Source organism: Rhodococcus sp. AH-ZY2, assembly GCF_030916465.1.
In the GTDB taxonomy this organism is placed as follows: Bacteria; Actinomycetota; Actinomycetes; order Mycobacteriales; family Mycobacteriaceae; genus Rhodococcus; species Rhodococcus ruber.
Window position 1 is genome coordinate 243,288 of record NZ_CP126460.1, and the last position, 19,198, is coordinate 262,485.

Genomic DNA, 19,198 nt, shown 5'->3' on the forward strand with positions numbered 1-19,198 from the left:
ATCCCTCCAGGTGGTGGTGCCGCCCAGATCCCTCTCGCAGTCCACAACCCCTGCGATGTGGCCACTGACAGCACCGAACTCGTGGTCCTCGACTGCGGGACCGGCAATGACGACGCGCAGGTCATCCGAGCGGACATCACCAGTGGCGACATCACTCAAACGGTCACCGGATTCGTACAACCACGCGGTGTCGATCTGGACCGGGCCGGCAACATCCTGATCGGGGATGCGCAGTTTCGGGACGGAGATTCGGCGGTTGTGACAGTCAGGCGTGATGGAACCCGCACCGAGACCGCGGTACCCGGGTTCGACCTGCTCGATGTCGCCGCTGCAACTGACGGATCGCCCGTGCTCGCGGGTGCAGAAGGCGACGCTCCCCGAATCGTCCGCCTCGGAGCAGATGGCACCCGCACTGCGCTGCCCTTCACCGGTGTCGTCTATCCTACCGGTGTTGCAGTCGGACCCCAGGATGCGGTCACCGTCTCGTATCTCGAGGGCAGCAGCACCACCTCCACCAGCCGTGTCGTGAAACTCGTTCCGGATCCCGCCCCCGAACCGGAACCAGAGCCGGAACCGGAACCCACCCCGGTATTACCGCCGATTCTCGGCAGCAGTGGCAGCAGCGAATAGCTGACATCCCGCCCTTTCCCGTCGTCGATCAGCATCGTGTCCTTGATCGACGACGGGCCAGCTGGTAGCACGATGCAGCTTTACGCAAAGTTTGGGCCGGAGTTCAGTGGAGAGCCCTTGCGTATCGGCTCGTTCGACCCCGTCGTCGACCAGAGCCCTGCGTCTTTGCCGCCGCGACTTGAGGTTTTCATCGCTAATCGCGGGGGGACGCCTATACCTTGCGCGGGTAACGATCGGGCAGACTGCAGACATGGCCAATGATCATTTTGATGTCGACTCAGAGTTTGCCCTCGAATCTTCACGGCCGGTCCCTGACATGAAGATCGCGCGCGAGATCGGCGAGGTGTTCACTCATATGCTCGGAGACGGTCGGTCCGTGATCGACCCGGCGACCACGATCTGGACAGCTGAGGCGGCAGAAGAACTTCGGGCCAGAATTGGGGACAACCCCATCGTCGGAAAGGACCAGGGCCAATGGGAAAAGCTCGACCGGCAACTTCAAGGAGCATCTCGTGAGGTCGTGCTCCTTGCGGCCGAACTCGTCTTCCTACGAGAGCACGCGCTTCGGTCGGCCCGCCCCGAGACACGCAGGGCCCATGTCGACCGGGTGCTGACGCATCTCGACTCCCCTTTGGCAATCCCGGAGCCAATGTCCACCTGGCTTGACCGCCCGGCCGGGACCGCAGGGTTCGACCCCGGTTCCTGGTACAACGGGGTACTGTGGCGACACGTCATTTGGGCTTCGACCTTCGTGCGCCACTGGACTGGCCTGTCGGAGGCCGAGCGCGAGTCAGCGCGGAGCGATCCGTGGGAGCTGCAGCGCGTCATGCTCGCCTCCGGTGACGACCGCTCCGACATCCGCAACGCCCTGCAGTTCCTTGCGCGACCCGATGTGTTCGAGCCGATCTCTTCGGCCTCGATGAAGGTGAAAATCCGTGATGGTCTGGCCGATCGAATCGGCGGGGCGTCAGGCGGCACCCCTGGCTCGATCGACCGCGATCTACTCGCGATCCGCGCCGCCCTCGCTCACGAGGTCGAGGGACCGTTCCACTTCTGGACACCTGGGGTAGCGGAGCTCTGGGACGCCTCCCGCGCTGAATCGACTCTCACAGACGTTGAAGTCGGTGAGCTGGTTGAGCCTCGTCCACGCCACTACTGGCTTTACTCCCCTGGGCCGCAAGCTTCGGAGTGGGAGGAGTTCTCGTCCAGCGGCATCATGGCGATCGGTTGGGACGAGCTCGACGACCTCGCTACGTACCCGAGTCGAGAGTCGATTCGACAGGCACTCGACGTCGAGGGGACCGGCGGGTCGTTGAGAAACGACGTTCTTGCAGTGTGGGAGTTCCAGAACGAGATCGCCGTGGGCGACATCGTCTATGCCAAGCGCGGGCGGCGCGAGATCGTCGGGCGCGGCGAGGTCACCTCCAGCGCCCGGTTCGAGCCGGGTCGCACCTCGTATCGCCATGTGCGCTCAGTGAAGTGGACCCATATGGGGTCCTGGGAGCACCCCGGGGATGCCGCAATCAAAACACTGACCGATATTACGAGCTATCACGACTACGTCGAGAACCTTGAAGAGCTCATCGCCGGCGAGGAAGAGCCGGAGTTGCTCGGGACTCCGACGCCACTTCCGGCTTACGACAAGACGGCATTCCTCAAGGAGGTCTATCTGCCGGAGGAGCGATACGAACGTTTGCGCTCTCTGCTGGCGCGGAAGAAGAGCGTCATCCTCGCTGGCCCGCCCGGTGTCGGGAAGACCTTCGCCGCAAAGCGCCTGGCATACTCGATCATGGGGGTGAAGGATCCGAGTCGGGTCCAGATGGTCCAGTTCCATCAGAGCTACTCGTACGAGGACTTCATGATGGGATACCGGCCCACCGAGACCGGTGGTTTCACGCTCACTGAAGGGCCGTTTTATCGCTTCTGCGAGAAGGCCCGCGCCGACGACACCGACCGGCCGTACTTCTTCATCATCGACGAGATCAACCGCGGCAACATCTCCAAGATCTTCGGCGAGCTGCTCATGCTCATCGAAGCCGACAAACGCGGACAAGACCTCCGACTGTTGTACAAGAACGAGACGTTCTCCGTCCCCACCAACGTCCACATCATCGGCATGATGAACACCGCCGACCGCAGCCTTGCCGTCCTGGATTACGCACTGCGTCGTCGCTTCGGATTTTTCGAGATGACCCCGGGCTTCCACTCTGCCGGATTCACCCGTTGGCAGCAAGACGCTGGAAGTCCCACCCTCGACCGCCTCGTCGAAGTGGTCATCGACCTCAACAAGACCATCGCCGACGACCCCGCACTCGGCCAGGGCTTCGCCATCGGACACAGCTTCCTCTCCAGCCCTCCAGAAGGCGCCACCGACGATGAATGGCTGTACTCGGTGGTCGAGGACGAACTCATCCCCCTTCTCGACGAGTACTGGTTCGACGAGCCGACCACGGCCGAGGAGTGGGCCAGCAGGCTCAGGGCCGCCGTCGCATGACCGAGAGGTCCATCGCTATCCGTAACGTGTACGTGATGATGGCCTATGCCTTTCGAGCGATCCGCAGCGAAGGCAACGACCGAATCGCGGCCGAGGCCTTCGACCATCTTCACGATCTGTTCGCGGAAATTCTCGTGCGTGGCGTCGGCACACAGGTCAAGCGCGGTCTTCATCGCGACTACCTGCACCGCAGCGAAGCGCTCGCCACCATTCGCGGACGTATCGATATCACTCGCACCGCAGCCACTCGCTCTACGTTCCGAGGAAGGCTGGTGTGCGAGTTCGACGAGTACGAGCTCGACACGCCCCACAACAGGGCGCTGAAGTCGGTCATCGTCCTACTCCTCCGCCACGGTGATGTCGCCGCGCCCCGCCGGGCTGCGCTGCGTCGGCTTCTGCCATACCTGGACGCGGTGACGCTGATCGCGCCGACATCGATCCGCTGGCGCACGCTGACCTACCACCGCGCCAACGCCACATACCGGCTGTTGCTCGGTGTCTGTGAACTGATCGTCCGCGGGCTCCTCCCCACACAGGATGCCGGAAGCACCAAGCTCACCTCATGGGTCTCGGACGACGCGATGAGCAGCTTGTATGAACGATTCCTGCGCGAGTACTACATCGTCCACCACCCCGAACTCTCCCCCACCGGCTCCACCGTCAAGTGGGACTACGACGATGCAGGCGCACTCGGAGCCGAACAGCTCCCGGCAATGCGCACCGATGTCACACTGCGGCGTGGACACCGGGCACTCATCATTGATGCGAAATATTACGGCCGATCGATGCAGGCCGGGATGTGGGGCAAGCCGACTGTCCACTCGACCAATCTGTACCAAGTATTGACGTACGTGAAGAACGCCGACGTGAACCGCGACGGCTCGGTCAGCGGGCTATTGCTCTATGCGCGTACCGAAGCACCTGCGCAGCCCGGACTGGACGTCGTCGTCCAAGGCAACCGCATCGGCGCTCGAACACTCGACCTCAACCGTCCATGGAACGAACTCAGCACTCAGCTCGAAGACATCGTCACATGGCTTCAGAACTAACACATTGTTCCTACAAGGACGTAATGCATCGAAGCTGACTTCCAACCCCGTATTTCCACCACAAAGAACTCTCGGCGGCGGCAGGTAAGGCGGAGAGCAGGGCACTGATCGACATCCACCGCGGGCTGACGTCATCGGCGCCGACCTTGTCGAACTTTGTGACACATCCGTACAGCGCACGAGCAATGATCAGAACCTGTGGATCCCGGGCGGGCGTGCCTTCCCGGAAGATGATCTGCAAGGAATCCGAATTCTGATCAAGACCAGCGTTGGCGCGCTGGCGGGAAGGCACGCCCGTGCTCACGGTAGTAGACAACAACGACGACTCCAACGAGACCCGCAATGCGGCCGGTGCGGGCCGGTCGTTGCTCGACCAGATCGTCCGCGACGGTGCCCGGCAGATGCTGGCCGCGGCGTTGCAGGCCGAGGTCGCCGACTATGTAGCCCGGTATGCCGGTGAGGTCGACGAACACGGCCACCGACTGGTGGTCCGCAACGGATACCACGCCGAACGTGAGGTCGTGACCTCGGCGGGTGCGGTGGCGGTGAAGGCGCCCCGCGTGAACGACAAGCGGATCGACCCCGATACCGGCGAGCGCAAGCGGTTCTCCTCGGCGATCCTGCCCGCCTGGGCTCGCAAGTCCGAGCAGGTATCGGAGGTGCTGCCGCTGCTGTACCTGCACGGCCTGTCAACCAGTGACTTCGGGCCGGCGCTCGAACAGTTCCTCGGCACCGGCGCCGGACTGTCCGCATCCTCGATCACCCGGCTCACGGCCCAGTGGCAGGACGAGGCGAAGGCCTTCGGCACCAGGGACCTCTCGCAGGTCGACTACGTGTACCTGTGGGTCGACGGAATCCACCTGAAAGTCCGCCTCGAGCAGGAAAAACTCTGCCTGCTGGTAATGCTCGGGGTCCGCGCCGACGGCCGCAAGGAACTCGTCGCACTCACCGACGGCTACCGCGAATCGACCGAGTCGTGGGCCGATCTGCTGCGCGGCTGCCGCCGCCGCGGGATGCGCGCCCCGGCGTTGGCGGTCGGCGACGGTGCGCTCGGGTTCTGGAAGGCGCTGCGGGAGGTGTTCCCCGACACCCGCGAGCAACGCTGCTGGTTCCACAAGCAAGCCAATGTTCTTGCTGCGCTCCCGAAGTCGGCGCATCCGGGCGCGTTGGCGGCGATGTGATGGCGCTCTTTGATCCTGCTCAGACCTGCTCACCGAAAGTGCTCACCCGTGTGGCTCCGCCGATGAGGGCGGGTCTCCTTCGATGCTGGTGGTCTCTGACCACGCACCAGCACCCCGAAGGAGACCGCTTTCTCATGTTGACATGGGAGGAAGACGTGGAGATCCACGCACTGCACAAACGAGGCTGGACGATCTCGGCGATCGCCCGGCACACCGGCCGAAACCGGCGCACGATCCGCAACTATCTGAACGGCACCACCACCCCCGGCATCCGTAAACCCGCTGGTGAGGATCCGTTCGAACCGTTCGTCGACTACGTCACCGCTCGTCTGACCGAGGATCCGCATCTGTGGGCACGGACCTTGTGCGACGAACTCGAAGACCTCGGCTACACCGCCTCGTATCAGACGCTGACCCGCCAGATCCGGCAACGCAAGCTCCGGCCCGTCTGCCAAGCCTGCGCGTGCGCGACCGACCGCCCCAACGCGGTCATCGACCATCCGGCGGGGGCGGAAACCCAGTGGGACTGGGTCGAGCTGCCGAACCCACCCGCCTCGTGGGGCTGGGGTAAGACCGCATATCTGCTGGTCGGATCGCTCGCGCATTCGGGTCGGTGGCGCGGGGTGCTCGCCCCGGCCATGACCCAGCCGCATCTGATCGACGGCCTCGACCGGATCTGCCGAAAACTCGGCGGCCTGACCCACACCTGGCGATTCGATCGAATGTCGACGGTCTGTTACCCCGACAGCGGAAAAGTCACTGCCTCCTTCGCCGGGGTCGCCAAGTATTACGGCGTGTTGGTGGCGATCTGCCCACCGCGGTCCGGCAATCGCAAGGGTGTCGTCGAGAAGTCCAATCACACTGCGGCCCAGCGATGGTGGCGCACCGTGGCGGACGAGCTCACCGTCGAGCAGGCCCAGGCGAGCGTGGACAAATTCTGTAGTCGACGCGCCGATGCCCGGATGCGGGCCACCGCCGACGGCAAGGCCCCGGTGCGCACCGTCGCCGACCGGGAACCGTTGACGTCGATGCCGAGCAGTCCGTATCCGGTGGTGCTCAGCGAACCGCGCACCGTCTCGAGGCAGGCGTTGGTGGCCTACCGCGGCAACCGCTACTCGGTGCCCCCGGAACTGGCCGCAGCGCAGGTCACCGTCACCCGGCAGCTCGGCGACGAGGTGATCGACATCGTCACCGCCTCGCAGATCACCGTCGCCCGCCACCGGTTGGCGCCGGACGGGGCCGGCGCCGTGGTGCGCGATCACGGCCACGTTCACGCCCTTGAACAGGCCGCGATGGCCGGTGCCGCGGCCGGAGGCCGACCGCACCGCCGCAAAGAACGCATCCCACCCGGACCCGAGGCGCTCACTGCGGCAGCAGCATTGCGCACCAACACCACGGACCGCCACCCACCGTCGACGACACCGCGATCGACGGTGGTCGACCTGGCCGCCTACGAGCGCGCAGCCCGCGGAAGGAACACCCTCGTATGACCACCACCCCCGACACCACCGCGACCTCGGCAAGTCTTTATCAGCGTCTGCGAGGACACTTGGCGACGCTCAAGTTGCACGACGCTGCCGAAGCGCTGCCGTCGGTGCTCGACCGAGCCCAGAAGGACGGTCTGTCGATGACCGCAGCGCTCGAACAGCTGCTGTCGATCGAGGTCGACGCCACCGAAGCCCGCCGCCTCGCCGGGCGGTTGCGGTTCGCGTGCCTGCCCACCCCGGCCTGTCTCGAGGACTTCGACTTCGACGCCGCCCCCGGCCTCGATCGGGCATTGATCGCCGAGTTGGGCACCTGCCGGTTCCTCGAAACCGCGACGAACGTCCTGCTCATCGGGCCGCCGGGGGTCGGAAAGACCCACCTGTCGGTGGGCTTGGCGCGGGCGGCCGCGCATGCCGGTTATCGCACCTACTTCACCACCGCCGCCGATCTGGCCGCCCGCTGCCATCGCGCTGCGATCGAAGGCCGGTGGGCGACGACGATGCGGTTCTACGCCGGCCCGACGCTGCTGGTGATCGACGAACTCGGCTACCTACCCCTGCCCGGCGAGGCCGCCTCCGCACTGTTTCAGGTTGTCGCGCAACGCTATCTGAAGACCTCGATCATCATCACCACCAACCGGGGTGTCGGAGAGTGGGGTGAGGTCCTCGGCGATACGACCGTCGCCGCCGCGATGCTCGACCGGCTTCTGCACCGATCGGTGGTACTCAACCTCGACGGGGATTCCTACCGGCTGCGTGATCACCACGCCCGGTCGGAAAAGCTCCGTCAAGCCACCACCGGCACCCGGCAACCGCTACAGTGAACCCGCCCACGAGTGGGCACTTTCGACGAGCACAAGCGAGCACCTTCGCTGAGCCTCATCAGATGAAGGAGATCTACAACGCGGAGGACATCGACAAGGCCCAGTTGGCGATCGCGGCGTTCGAACGCGACTACGGCGCGAAGTACCCGAAGGCGGTGAAGAAGATCACCGACGATGCCGACGTGCTGCTCGAGTACTTCCGGTATCCAGCCGAGCATTGGGTGCACCTACGCACCACCAACCCGATCGAATCCACCTTCGCCACAGTGCGATTGAGGACCAAAGTGACCAAGGGCCCGGGTTCGAGGGCGGCGGGGATGGCGATGGCCTACAAGCTGATCGAGGCCGCGCAGTCCCGGTGGCGGGCGATCAACGCGCCACACCTGGTCGCGCTCGTACGGGCCGGCGCTCTGTTCCACAAGGGCAAGCTCCTCGAACGGCCCGTCGATATCACCCCCGAACCGTCACCTGATTCGCCGGTGTCCGAGGTCGCCTGACGACCCTCGATCCACAGGATTTGACTATTTCTCACAGCGCACCGGGGCGGGAGTTGACAACAACAGATTGCCGTCCCGACCGGCGAACGGCACGAACTCGGGCACAAACGTCCCCGTCGCCTCACCCGTGGCATTACCGGTGAGCGATTCGGCGTCGGCGTCTTCATCGAGCTCGCCCACACATCTCCAACTCCAGTCGACGCTCGTCCACTACCCGATCCAGATCGAACGATAGCGCCCCGTGGAGTGGTGGACTTCGGATTGGCTCTGCAGCACACGTAGCGATCAACGAGTCGTGCTGAATACTATGCTGTTTCGCTTGAGCCGGTCAACGACAACGCCGGTTCGGTAGCGTGTTCCTTCGCGGCGATCACCGCACGGAGCTCGTCCATGCTCACATCCGAGACATAGCGGCGGGTGACCTGCCATTCGTCGTGCTGCTCGATGACCACCGCGGTCGCCAGACGCAGGAACGCCGCCGGGTTCGGGAAGATCTCCACGACATCGGCTCGACGCTTGATTTCCTTGTTCAACCGCTCGATTATCCGGCCCTCAGGGATGAGATCAACCCTGATCTCACATCGAATCAGCGATCGAGACGCTGCAAGTGGTCGGTCAACGCCTCAGCGACACGATGATGCCGGGCAGCTTCATCGGGCCATCCACGGTCACGAGCATCGACCTCGAGAGCCTGGATGTCGGTGCGTTGCGCCTCGAGCGCGCCGCGGAACTCAGGTCCGGTGACGAAGTTGTCGCAGGTCTCGCAGATGTTGGCATAGGGACACGCACCCGCGCTCTCGTGACGGGAACAGTAACCGTGGGCAACACGCGTTTTGAGCATCTCACTGCCGAGCCAACTCACCGCGTCGGGGACGATCGGTTTGCCGACCGGAGTGAGCGTGAACCGCCGCCGCATCTTGCCCATCGCCTGGTCATAGGCATCCCGCAACGTCGGTGAAGCCAAAGTGGCGTAACGCAAAGTCATCTGCGGAGTGACATGCCCGAGCAACGCCATCAACGCCTGCAGGCTCATCCCGGCGTTGGCGAGTTCGGTGGCCCAAGTATGCCGCAGCTGATGCGGGGTCACCACCAACGGCGCACCCCCGGCCCCACGCAGTCCGCAAGCCTCGACGGCAGCGAGCAGACCGTTGCGCAGCCGGGTCTGGCTGAGACGGCGGCCGTGTGCGACGAACAGGAAATCGGTCAACTCTCCGGTGCGGGGATGCGGCAATGGCCGACAGATACCACGCCCGCCGGTCCACTCGTCCAACGCGGCGATAGTGGTCGCCGAGAGCGGGACCATGCGTTCGGTGGCGAGCTTGCCCAACGGAACCTTGAGCCAGGTCCCGGCCGGGCCGTAATCGATGACGCTGCCGAGCTCGAGATCCAGTAGCTCCCCGACCCGCAGACCGGCTCCGCGCAGCACCGTCAACCCGATACGAGCGAACGAATCATCCAGCTGGGAAACCGCATTCATCACCGCAGCATCGATGTCGGGCGGCAATGCCCGCGGAAGCGGTTGGTCGAGTTTCGGGACGTCGGCGGCGAAGACCAGACGGCGCGGTGGGGCCTGCTCCCAGCCCCATTCGGTGATGTCCTCGAGCAGGTTGCGCACGCTCAGTACCGTCGATTGGATCACGGCCTTGGAGATGATGCGCCCGGCCCCGGCAGCGGCGCGTTGCCCACGCCAGGTGCGGGTGCGATTCCAGACGAGGAAGCCCTCGATGTGACTGCGGTCGAGATCCTCGAGGGAGGTGACCTCGGGATGGTTGGTGGTGAGGTAGTCCGCGAACGGCAGCAGGTCGTTGATCAGCGATTCGGCCGATTTCGGGCGGAGCACCGATGCCCGGACGGTGACGTAACGCAACAGGGCCTCGCGGATCGGATCGGCCATCGGGGCGTCGGCGAAGCGTTGGGCGTAGGTGCGGGCCCACGGTCGGCGCCGTGGTGGGGTGTCGACGATGCGGGCCTGAAACAGCATTTGTCGCAGTCCCGCGATACGGTTGCGGTAGGCGCGTTTCGATGTATCCGGGATTGACTGTGTGGCAGCCAATGCGGCGTCGAACTCGCCGACGGTCTCGGCGCTCACACCGCTGACGGAACCGCCGTGCCAGGCGAGCAGCACCGCCAGGCACTCGCCGAGGACGGTCTCGACCCATTGCGGTGTCCACCCCAAAACCAGGCCGGCGGCCCGGACCGCGGCGAACCCGTCCGGGTCGCGGTCCTCGACGGCCCGGCCGAGTCCGGTGAGGTTCTTGACGGCCGCGAGTTCGAGGTCGAGCCGCAGGTTGCCGCGTCCGATGAGGTGACACAGCAGTGGCCAGGCCCCGGTGCGGCGTAGTTCGGCCAGCCGGTCGGCAGCGGGTCGGGTCATCCAGTCCCGCAAGTCCGGATGCGTGGTGAGGAAGGTGGTCGCGATGAGGGTGCGAGCGCGCACCGACCTGTCGCTGAGCCCGAGGCTGGCGACGTGCTCGAGGTAGTCGGTGAGCACCGCACCCGGTCCGGCCGGCAGGACGACCGTCGCAACCACCGCGGTGCTCATTGTCGTGTTCCGGCGAGACTGGCGCGGGCCGCGCCGTATTCGGCGGCGAGCTGCTCGACCGACAAATGCACATATTCGGCAGTGGTGTCCGGAGACACATGCCCCATCAATTCTCGCAGCACCATCAGATCGATTCCGGCGGCAGCGAGTTCGGTGCCGTAGGTGTGGCGCAATCGGTGCGGACGCACCCTCGTCGCACCGGAGAGGTCCCGGTGCCGCCGGAACAGCGACCGCAGTCCCGCCTCGGTCACCGGCGCCCCCGCGGTGGGGCCGCGCAGCACCACGAAACACTCCTCGGTCGCCAACCCCGGTGGCCGTTCGAGGCGCAGATAGGCCGACAGTTCGGTGAAGAACACCGCATCGACCGGCACCACCCGTTCCTTGCAGCCTTTGCCGAGCACCCGGAGTCGTCGCTGGCCGAAATCGACGTCTGCCAACCGCAGGGATCGCACCTCGGCGTTGCGCAGCCCGCCGAACAGCATCGCCCACAACATCGCTCGATCCCGATGGGTGCGCAGCGACGCCGCAAACTGCTCGATCGCGTCGGCGTCGAGGGACTCGGGCAGTAGCCGCGGTTGGCGTACCAGCCTGCCTCCGGCTCGGGGTCGGCCCGGCCCGAGGTGTCCGAGCAGTCCTCGCGCTGGTGGTCGCAGTCCCTGTCCGCGCCGCGGTGAGGGCACCGGATTTTCGGTGCGTATCCCGGTCATCACCAGGTATTCGAACAATGCGCGTATCGCCGCGACTCGTCGGTTGATCGTCGATGCCGCAGTGCCCCGATCACCTCGTGTCGCCATGCCTGGGCGGGGTTTGCGGTGCACGTTCTGCCAGTCGACCCACTCGAACACCGTCACCGGCGTCACCGCAGCCACCGTGAGGTCGCGATCGAGCAGGAATCGGGCCAGATTGAGCACGTCGAACGCATATGCCCGCACCGTTGCCGAACTGAATCCGCGTCCGGCCAGATGCGTCAGGAACGCGTTTGCTGCTGCGCATCCTTCCCATTGGCCGTCGATCACATGCCCGTTGCTGCTGATGCGCACCCGAACGGTCATTGTCCGCCGCCTTTCGATCGGAGCCGACACCGCCAGCATGCGCCTCAACCGGTCGTCGGCTCAGGACCTCACGCTGCAACCGTGATCGTGTCGTGGGAGGGCCGGTTAACCGAGCGGCTCAACCGCGAGATCCGCCGCCGCACCGACGTCGTGGGCATCTTCCCCAACCGGGATGCCATCGTCCGCCTCATCGGCGCCGTCCTGGCCGAGCAGACCGACGAATGGGCCGAAGGCCGCCGATACCTCGGCCTAGAAGTGCTCAGCCGCTGCCGGCTCACCCTGACCACCAACACCGACACCAGCCAGGCGACGGAGGTGAGCACCGATGAACTGATGCAACTACCCGCCTGACCACCAACGAAGGATCAAAAACGAGTTACACCACTACCAGGGGCTTGACCCTCAGCAACACCCCTCACGCAGCACCGTGACGGCAGTCGGCGCCGGCATGAGCTCCTGCTGCGCTCAGAAGGTGTCGTTGATGGTGATCCTGTCGTACGTCGCTGGGAACTTGTCGCCACTGGAGCAGTTCAAGGACGTGGTTTGACCGACCGGGATCTGTTCTGTCGTGCAGTCGACGAGCGCCACTACCTCGTTTCCGTCCATGAACTTGATCTCCACGAACGCGCCGTCCCTGTCACCTCGCGCATTGGTCACCTTCAGGCCCTCTATCTGGACGTAACCGAGTCCGTCCTGCGTGACGGACCATCCGGGTGCGTACTGGAAGCCCGAAACCTCGAAGGGTTGACCCTCGGAAATCGTCAGGGGGTTATCGGGCCCGCCAGGGGCAGAGTCCTGGGCCTCCGCGGTTTCGATTGCCTCGTTGACCTCGTTCGCGGCAACAGCGAGGAATGCGATACAGCCACCGATCGCCAATACACCCACTGCGACCAGCGCCAATAAGATGTTGCGCACGGTGTGCGATTTCTTGGGCGGCTGAGGTGCCGACGGAGGCGGTCCGCTGTTCTGTACGCGATCGGTCCACCGGCTTCCGTCCCACCATCGCATGACACCGGATGGGTCAGGGTAGTAGCCGGGTGCGGGCGAACCGGCACCGCCGGGATTCGATGCGTCAGACATCAGTGGAATCCTTTCCGCTGGTGGACGTTCGGTTTCCATCGAACGTAGTCACGGGAAGTACGTTCGGTCGCGTTTTCGGTCACGATGTAGTCCCGCATCGGTGAGATGAATCCTTCGAGATGCACAGGCGCTTTCCGGTTGGGGTCTCGATGTCGCCGATGTTCAGGAGGATCCCTGAGCATCTCGATGGAGCGACCCGCACGACCATCAGCAGGATTGCCCGGACCGAGTTGCTCGTCGTGGGCGAGATCGGGATGCTGCCGCCGGGGTCAGGCTGCCGCCGAAGCGTTCACTGTCTCATCGGTGTTGCCGATTCGCGGCGCGGCGTCGTGGTGATCAGCAACCTGCATCTGTCCGGGATCGACACGATCGTGCCGAAATTCTCGCGTCGGCTGCCGTCGAGGGCTGTTTGCAGCGCGGCGGTACCGCGGCCCCCGCGAGATCGAAGCACGGGCGCACACAAAGGAAGCAGTACGCGCCAAACTGATTCCGCGTCGACAGATGCATCAGTCGGCGTGACGGGTCGATAAGGCCGGTCTGCGAAGCGAAGAACAACGCGGGACTGTGGTCCGCATAGTCACACAGCCGAGTACGCATTCGATGACAACGTCCTCCTTGAAAGATCACTCCATCTTTTCGGGGTGCGCTGTACCGGCATACCTCAACCACAACGTGCGCCGCTCGACGTCCATCAGATACCAGATTCGCCTGTCGGCAGTGACCTCGTACTGCCACTGCTCCCTCTCACTACCGTTGCGCACCCCGGACGCGAGCGTGCCTTCGAGCCGGTGATGACGCGTGGTGGGCACTTGCTCGACCTCGCGGCGCCGCATCTCCTCGTAGGCCACCAACGTGTTCGCCGGCGCCTGCCGACACAGCTCGTCCCAGCCTTTCGCAGCCTCGTTGGTCGCGAACCGCAGCTCCCACAGAGAATCGGAATCGGATGCCGGCAGCGCGACCTGCTTCCCTCGTTCAGGGCTCACAGCTCCGGCACCGGCACAGTTCCGAAATCGCCCTCGGATGGCGTCGACAGGATGCGGGCGAGCTCCGGGTCGGCATACACCTCCGCGGTATGACGCCACATCTCGATGGCGCGGGCCGCGAGAGCCGGATTGTCCAGGGATGAGCCTGCGCACAGCGATGTGATGAGCTCGTTGATGAAATCGGCGCCTTCCTCGTCGGAGAGGTAGCTCACCCACGGAAACGCCGCCTCGACGACAGTGCGGACAAGCCCGGGATTGTTCGCGTGCAGCAGGGCATCGACCATGGCCGTCGCCGCTGTCAGGACCGCACGTTCCTGTCGGCTCGGGTCGCTGTGATCAGGACCAGATCTTCGTCATCGCGTCGGGTCACGCGCAGCGGGCGCGTGCCTGAGCGCTGCCACGCCGACAGCGTCGCTTTGCCCTTGTTCTGGATGTCCGAGAACGGAACCTCATGCGCCGACATACTTTCAATTTACTTTTAAAGTATGCATTCGGCGAGGTGGTCCTAGGGGTAGGCCGTGCTCGGTGGGAGTCAGCCGAAGTCGACGCCGATCCCGCTATACCGTGCGCGTCGTTCCAGCGATCGGGGTCGAACGCGCTCGCGGGGCTGAGAGGGTCACCGGCTCACGTGTGCCGCCGCTGACGCTGTGTGGGGGCGCTCCTGGTCGTCGTGGAAGCCGGTTCAAGGGTGACCTGCACGCTGATCCGAGGTCCTTCCCGCTTGATCTCGACGCGGACCTGCGCCCCCGTAGGTGCCGGTAATGCCTTGTCGAGCAGGTAGGCGCAGATCAGGCGGTCGTGGATTTCCGGCGCGACGCCGAGTACGACTGTGCTCGAGACGGCTGCAGCGCCATTCGATGCGCGGAAGGCGGTAACGAGTTCGTCGACGATGCGGTCGAGCCGCAGCGCGGTTGCTGTGGTCACCTTCTGGCGGCGCCCCAGAGTGTTCGGTGCACCCTGGCGGGGTGCGACCCATCCTGCGCTGCCGAGTGTGGAGGTCCAGCGCGCGGCATGGGCACGCCGAAGTGCGGTGGACGCAGTCCGTGCACGCAGCGGCAGAGACGATCTCGCCATCAGTCGATCCTTATCCGTGGATGTAACGCTGGATCAGGGCGCCGAAGCGCGCATGCGCCATGCGCAGGCCGGTAATACGTTGTCCCTTGTCCGCCATAGTCGCTAAGCCTCAGAGGACACGCGCGGCGTCTTTTCGAGAACCTGTGCAGGGTTGGTCGAGTTTCCATACCTGGAGATCGTCTCGGTGTTGGTGGACGATGGCCATCAACGAGCTCAAGTCTTCGACATCCTTCGGGTGATGGCGGCTGTTCCAGGCGAGAGCTTTGAGCACGACCGCCGATTCCACGTCCGGTATGCATACGGTGAACGTGGTGGAATCACCGTTGTAGAGCTGGGCGTGGACCGTCACGTCGAGCGGCTGGGAGTGCAGTGCGAGGGACAGTCCGGGAATGGCGTCGAAGCCGAATTTCTTGTCGCCGAGGAATTTTGTTTCTCGTCCTTGTCCGGAGGTCGCTGGTACCAGCAGGTCGACTGCGAGGGGATGGTCGGGATCGCCGGAGGGGGCCTCCCATCTGTTCCCCCGGACGCGCGTGTATCCGCGGCCTACGAGTTTGGTGTCGAGGTCGGGACTTCCTGCGATTTCTGGCGAGATGCCGGCGTCCGCGTCGGCGGTGGCACGTTGGTGTGCGTCGCTGGTGGGATAGACGTAGGTGAGCAGATGGACCATGTGGCCACCGATGACCCGATAGTCGAGACCTGCGGCTGCGGCGGCCAGGTCCGCAAGGGCGCGAAGACCGAGATCGGCTGCGTTCGATGCTGATTGGACGACGATGTCGGTCACTGCCGGCGGCTATCTACGTACCGCGCCATGAAGGATCGCGTCCTGTAGGTGTTCGGCTGCGTCGAGTGCGTCTGTTCCTTCACCATGCATCACATCGTGCAGCGCAATGATCGGGTCGACGAACTCGGGGGTTGAGTCCGTGAGGACGGCGGCGGTACGCCAGAGGGTGGGATCTTCTGGGACGGTTGCTGTGAAAGTGTACTCCTCGCGGGAAGCGACGCTGAAGCCAGCAGGAACGAAATCGAGAAGTTCGCGCATATAAAGCGCCGCAGTGACCGGCATGCGCCACGGTGCGTAATGGTCAGCGGCGATGTCTCCCGTCTGGAGACAGCAAACGTCCATGTCGCGGCACAGTTGTCGTGCATCGGTGATCTGCCCAGTGGGCGCGTCGAGTCCGTACCAGTAGGTGCAGGCACCTCCCGGGCCGGGATATTCGTCGAGGAAGCGGGTCAACAGCTCTTGCCGTCGGTGGACCGTCCAGCCGCCTTCTACCGGTTCGACATACTCGTGGCCTTTGAGAGCTTTCGACACAGCTTGGGGTGTGGTGTGCAGGTGGCTGGCCAGGATCCTCTGGGGCAGCGGTTGGGGGGACAAGAGCAGGAGGCGTTCGATCGCCCACCGGATCCACGGCGGTCGCCCCCTGCGGCGGAGCGGTATGTGGTCGGGTGTGGGTTCTTGATTGATCGTCGTGGAGTAGTCGGTGCCGTCGACGATCAGACGCCGTTCATCTACAGCGAGCAGGTGGACGGCCGAAGCATGGGCCAACTGTGTGAGATGTGAAGTGGCGCGCGCAACAACGAGAAAGAGCTTCACGTCGCGTTGCTTCTTACGTTGCGCGTCGACAAGCTTTTTCAGGGCGCTGGGCGTGGGAGGCGACGCGGACGCTTTCATCCGCACCGGTAGTACTCGCTGGGCCGGAAGGGCGAGCATCCAGTCCCCGAGGGAGCCGTTCGTTTCCACCCGGACGTCGGCAGCGCGAAGCACGCTCAGTGCGTCCGTGACCAGCTCACTTGTCGATCGCATGGCTCCTACCAGATCAACTATTACTCTGCAAACAACTTATAGTGTAGACGACTGAATTAGGTTGATCAGCATGCCGCGCTGGCATTCATGGCTGGGTAAGCTCCTGCAAGGCCGCAGGGAAGAACTGTGCAGACGACGAGGGCCACATGCGTACAACCTCCGCCGGGCGCGGCCATCTCGTAGCTACATGTATCGGGAAGGCTATGCCGGTACGAAGCTGTCCGACATCGCGGAGATCGCCGGAATCAGGACCCCGGCGATCTACCGGTACTTCCCTTCACGTGAAGACCTCGTCGATGAGGTGATGGCCGTCGGGCACCACCGGTTCATCGAGCATGTGACTTCCGTGATCGACGCGCTTCCTCCCACGGCGACGCCACTGGACCGCGTACTCGCAGCGGTAGCCGGGCACCTCGAAGTCGCCTTGACGATCTCCCACTATGCAGCGGCGTCCACGCGCAATATGAGCCAGATGCCCGAGAGCATCCGGGATCGGCAACAGGAACTTCGCCGCGAATACGGTGCGATCTGGCGACGTCATCTCGTGGAGGCCGAGGAGGCCGGCCAGTTGCATCCCGATCTGGATCTGCGAGCTGCTCAAGGGCTGATCATCGGCGCGCTGAGCTGGTCCAATGAGTGGTGGGATCCTGAACGCGGCACCCTCCAATCGCTGATCCGCAATGCTCAAGCTCTCGTCCGCAACGGCAACGGCCGTTGAGACCTCATCCCGGAGGATCTGCGTTTGTTCTCCCCGGCCCAGCATGGTCGGGCCGGTAGTCGTACTCGGACAGTAGGTGCAGGCACCTCCGGCGTCGGATTCTCATCGAGAAAACGCGTCGACAGCCCCTGCCGTCCGTGGACCGTCCAGCCACCTTCTGCCGGTGCCACATACTCGTGGCCTTTGAGCGCTTTCGACCCAGCCTGGGGTGAGGTGTGAAGGTGGTCGGCCAGGACCTCGGGCTCGATGTCCGCCGTGCCCTCCTGGTGGATGCAGCACCTCGCACCGCACCTGCGGGTCATCCTCGATGGCAACATCGGACCGATGGCCAACGCCAAAGCCGACCGCAACTTCATGGGTTGGTCGGCCATGCCATCCGATCCCATACTGTCAGCGGTCCTCGACGCAATCTCGAGGCAGAAGGAAAGACGAGAGCAGGAACCAACGTGTAGTTCCTTCCCGCCGCGTCTCATGGATTCGGTTGATGCCGAACACCGTGGCCTCGCCGTCGGTGAGGCCGTCAACGCAACAGGTCGGGCCCCGACCTCCCGGGTGGGGCCGTCATCGCCAAGCTCAGGTTCCGCGCTGTTCCCCTCTCGGGTCCTTCGGTCCAACATCTGCTCGATCGGATGCGGATGCCCAAGGGAGTGCAGCTGTAATCTCGGGTCCAGCAGTCGGCGGTGACGTGGGTGTGGCGCGACTTCCGTCGGACCGCACCACAACCCGGCTCGACAGGTGGTCCAACCAGCTCTGAGCTCTGGCGAGGGACCGTTCCTGGTCTTCGATGTAGGTCGGTGGCCAGTCGATACCGCTCGCGATGCGGTCCTGGATCGCGGTGGCCGTGACGAGCTGTTCCGTCACGAGTGCCGCGACGAACTCGTAGTCCTTTTCTCTGCCGGCGATCGTCTTGGAAACGCACAGATCCACCGGGTCCAAGCACAACCCGGTCCGCCCGTACCGGGTGGACGCGTCGTCGTCGACGACGAAGTGGACGAGCCGATTGTCCCAATTCTTCGGGAGGACCACGACATCCTTGTGAATGCCTTCGACATAGAACCCGAAGGCAGTATGAAAAGGTGAGTCCTCACCAAGTCGGGCATCGAGCAGCAGCAGTTTGTCCTCGACCGAGGGCGGGTCCGTGATCCCACTCAACGGCAGAATGTCGACTTCACGAGACAAGAAGGTCGCCGGGGGCAATTCATCGGTGTCGAAACTGCCGAGGATCGATTGAGAGCCCAGGACGATCACACGCGGCTCGTCGAGGTTGGCACACGCAGCTTTGATCGCGCGCCCGAGTTCTTCCCGATTCACCGTGTCGCGGTACCCCTGAGCCGGGTTCCGAACTCGTTGAGCACACGTTGGCGTTCGTCGTCGCTGAGCAGCACCGACAGCGGCGACAGATTCCGCATCTCCCGGCTGGTGTCGTCGTCCGACTCGACGATCGTGCGGATACCGTCGATGTCGTTGTCGCGGACGATCCTGTCCCAGCGGTCGAGGTAGCGGTCCATCAGCGGACTGCGCCCCACCTGCCGGCGGATCGTCCGGAGGTTCCGGCGCACGGGTTCGGTGTCGACCGAGATGCCGCTGCTCATGATCTTGTCCAGGACCGCGGACTGCACGAGTTGTTGACGCAAGGTCTTCGGCGTGACGACGCTCATCTGCCTCACCCCTACTCCGACTTGCCGTGCTCTGCCGTGACCCTTCCCATGATAGGGGGGACTGTACAGCGGTTTTGAGGACCACTTCAGGTAAGCCGGCTCGGGACATTCCGACGCTGTCCTCGAAC

19 protein-coding genes and 4 pseudogenes are annotated in these 19,198 nt (G+C 64.2%); 9 read left to right on the top strand and 14 right to left on the bottom strand.

The window, feature by feature from the left end:
* Positions 1 to 57: 57 nt before the first annotated feature.
* The 3 genes from QNA09_RS28625 (at position 58) to mcrC (ending at position 4,173) form a co-directional block, all read left to right on the top strand.
* The gene (locus QNA09_RS28625; protein WP_219130582.1) at positions 58 to 630 is read left to right on the top strand and encodes a hypothetical protein; all 573 of its coding nucleotides are present in this window, start codon (positions 58 to 60) and stop codon (positions 628 to 630) included.
* 250 nt (positions 631 to 880) lie between these two features.
* Positions 881 to 3,124, top strand: coding sequence for an AAA family ATPase (locus QNA09_RS28630; RefSeq protein WP_082921202.1), 2,244 nt, complete (start codon positions 881 to 883; stop codon positions 3,122 to 3,124).
* The gene (gene mcrC / locus QNA09_RS28635) at positions 3,121 to 4,173 is read left to right on the top strand and encodes a 5-methylcytosine-specific restriction endonuclease system specificity protein McrC (RefSeq protein ID WP_064257655.1); all 1,053 of its coding nucleotides are present in this window, start codon (positions 3,121 to 3,123) and stop codon (positions 4,171 to 4,173) included. The genes QNA09_RS28630 and mcrC overlap by 4 nt, the downstream gene beginning before the upstream one ends.
* A 10-nt stretch (positions 4,174 to 4,183) precedes the next feature.
* Here mcrC and QNA09_RS28640 read toward each other — a convergent pair whose 3' ends face one another.
* The gene (locus QNA09_RS28640) at positions 4,184 to 4,477 is read right to left on the bottom strand and encodes a hypothetical protein (RefSeq protein ID WP_156666277.1); all 294 of its coding nucleotides are present in this window, start codon (positions 4,475 to 4,477) and stop codon (positions 4,184 to 4,186) included.
* On the opposite strand from QNA09_RS28640, the pseudogene QNA09_RS28645 reads away from it, so the two are divergent.
* From QNA09_RS28645 to QNA09_RS28660, 4 genes and pseudogenes are all read left to right on the top strand, one after another.
* A pseudogene (locus QNA09_RS28645) lies at positions 4,470 to 5,351 on the top strand (IS256 family transposase); the annotation flags it as partial. The gene QNA09_RS28640 and the pseudogene QNA09_RS28645 sit on opposite strands and share 8 nt — an antisense overlap.
* Before the next feature lie 137 nt (positions 5,352 to 5,488).
* A complete protein-coding gene (locus tag QNA09_RS28650; protein ID WP_068158111.1) occupies positions 5,489 to 6,844 on the top strand; it encodes a helix-turn-helix domain-containing protein in 1,356 nt (451 codons plus the stop codon).
* On the top strand, positions 6,841 to 7,662 hold the full coding sequence (gene istB, locus QNA09_RS28655) for an IS21-like element helper ATPase IstB (RefSeq protein ID WP_068158116.1): 822 nt from the start codon (positions 6,841 to 6,843) through the stop codon (positions 7,660 to 7,662). Before QNA09_RS28650 ends, istB begins: the two co-directional genes overlap by 4 nt.
* Before the next feature lie 62 nt (positions 7,663 to 7,724).
* Positions 7,725 to 8,159, top strand: a pseudogene (locus QNA09_RS28660) (transposase); the annotation flags it as partial.
* Positions 8,160 to 8,183: 24 nt separating this feature from the next.
* On the opposite strand, the gene QNA09_RS28665 reads toward QNA09_RS28660, so the two are convergent.
* From QNA09_RS28665 to QNA09_RS28680, 4 genes and pseudogenes are all read right to left on the bottom strand, one after another.
* Entirely contained in the window at positions 8,184 to 8,339 is a 156-nt protein-coding gene (locus tag QNA09_RS28665) for a hypothetical protein (protein WP_156666319.1), read from the bottom strand.
* A gap of 125 nt (positions 8,340 to 8,464) precedes the next feature.
* Positions 8,465 to 8,701, bottom strand: a pseudogene (locus tag QNA09_RS28670) (transposase); the annotation flags it as partial.
* A gap of 44 nt (positions 8,702 to 8,745) precedes the next feature.
* A complete protein-coding gene (locus QNA09_RS28675; protein WP_064257806.1) occupies positions 8,746 to 10,701 on the bottom strand; it encodes a tyrosine-type recombinase/integrase in 1,956 nt (651 codons plus the stop codon).
* Positions 10,698 to 11,753, bottom strand: coding sequence for a tyrosine-type recombinase/integrase (locus QNA09_RS28680; RefSeq protein ID WP_064257805.1), 1,056 nt, complete (start codon positions 11,751 to 11,753; stop codon positions 10,698 to 10,700). The genes QNA09_RS28675 and QNA09_RS28680 overlap by 4 nt, the downstream gene beginning before the upstream one ends.
* A 93-nt stretch (positions 11,754 to 11,846) precedes the next feature.
* Between QNA09_RS28680 and QNA09_RS28685 the strand changes: the two are divergent.
* Positions 11,847 to 12,104: pseudogene (locus QNA09_RS28685) on the top strand (transposase); the annotation flags it as partial.
* A 114-nt stretch (positions 12,105 to 12,218) separates the two neighbouring features.
* On the opposite strand, the gene QNA09_RS28690 reads toward QNA09_RS28685, so the two are convergent.
* The 7 genes from QNA09_RS28690 to QNA09_RS28720 form a co-directional block, all read right to left on the bottom strand.
* Positions 12,219 to 12,833, bottom strand: a complete 615-nt coding sequence (locus QNA09_RS28690; protein WP_024100410.1) for a DUF2510 domain-containing protein — start codon at positions 12,831 to 12,833, stop codon at positions 12,219 to 12,221.
* A gap of 623 nt (positions 12,834 to 13,456) precedes the next feature.
* Entirely contained in the window at positions 13,457 to 13,816 is a 360-nt protein-coding gene (locus tag QNA09_RS28695; protein ID WP_064257446.1) for a hypothetical protein, read from the bottom strand.
* The gene (locus QNA09_RS28700; RefSeq protein ID WP_231912113.1) at positions 13,813 to 14,100 is read right to left on the bottom strand and encodes a hypothetical protein; all 288 of its coding nucleotides are present in this window, start codon (positions 14,098 to 14,100) and stop codon (positions 13,813 to 13,815) included. Before QNA09_RS28700 ends, QNA09_RS28695 begins: the two co-directional genes overlap by 4 nt.
* A 14-nt stretch (positions 14,101 to 14,114) precedes the next feature.
* Positions 14,115 to 14,279: a hypothetical protein gene (locus QNA09_RS28705; RefSeq protein ID WP_231912114.1), complete on the bottom strand. Its 165-nt coding sequence runs from the start codon at positions 14,277 to 14,279 to the stop codon at positions 14,115 to 14,117.
* A 161-nt stretch (positions 14,280 to 14,440) separates the two neighbouring features.
* The gene (locus QNA09_RS28710; protein WP_064257447.1) at positions 14,441 to 14,890 is read right to left on the bottom strand and encodes a hypothetical protein; all 450 of its coding nucleotides are present in this window, start codon (positions 14,888 to 14,890) and stop codon (positions 14,441 to 14,443) included.
* A gap of 109 nt (positions 14,891 to 14,999) precedes the next feature.
* Positions 15,000 to 15,671 (bottom strand): hypothetical protein, encoded by a 672-nt coding sequence (locus tag QNA09_RS28715; RefSeq protein WP_082921156.1) that lies wholly within the window; start codon positions 15,669 to 15,671, stop codon positions 15,000 to 15,002.
* Positions 15,672 to 15,680: 9 nt separating this feature from the next.
* Positions 15,681 to 16,694, bottom strand: coding sequence for a hypothetical protein (locus QNA09_RS28720; protein WP_156666232.1), 1,014 nt, complete (start codon positions 16,692 to 16,694; stop codon positions 15,681 to 15,683).
* A gap of 187 nt (positions 16,695 to 16,881) precedes the next feature.
* On the opposite strand from QNA09_RS28720, the gene QNA09_RS28725 reads away from it, so the two are divergent.
* The gene (locus QNA09_RS28725; RefSeq protein WP_064257449.1) at positions 16,882 to 17,412 is read left to right on the top strand and encodes a TetR/AcrR family transcriptional regulator; all 531 of its coding nucleotides are present in this window, start codon (positions 16,882 to 16,884) and stop codon (positions 17,410 to 17,412) included.
* Positions 17,413 to 17,985: 573 nt separating this feature from the next.
* Here QNA09_RS28725 and QNA09_RS28730 read toward each other — a convergent pair.
* Positions 17,986 to 18,723: a hypothetical protein gene (locus QNA09_RS28730; RefSeq protein ID WP_197481929.1), complete on the bottom strand. Its 738-nt coding sequence runs from the start codon at positions 18,721 to 18,723 to the stop codon at positions 17,986 to 17,988.
* Complete coding sequence (locus tag QNA09_RS28735) at positions 18,720 to 19,070, bottom strand: hypothetical protein (protein ID WP_197481928.1); 351 nt, start codon at positions 19,068 to 19,070, stop codon at positions 18,720 to 18,722. The genes QNA09_RS28730 and QNA09_RS28735 overlap by 4 nt, the downstream gene beginning before the upstream one ends.
* Positions 19,071 to 19,198: the final 128 nt, after the last annotated feature.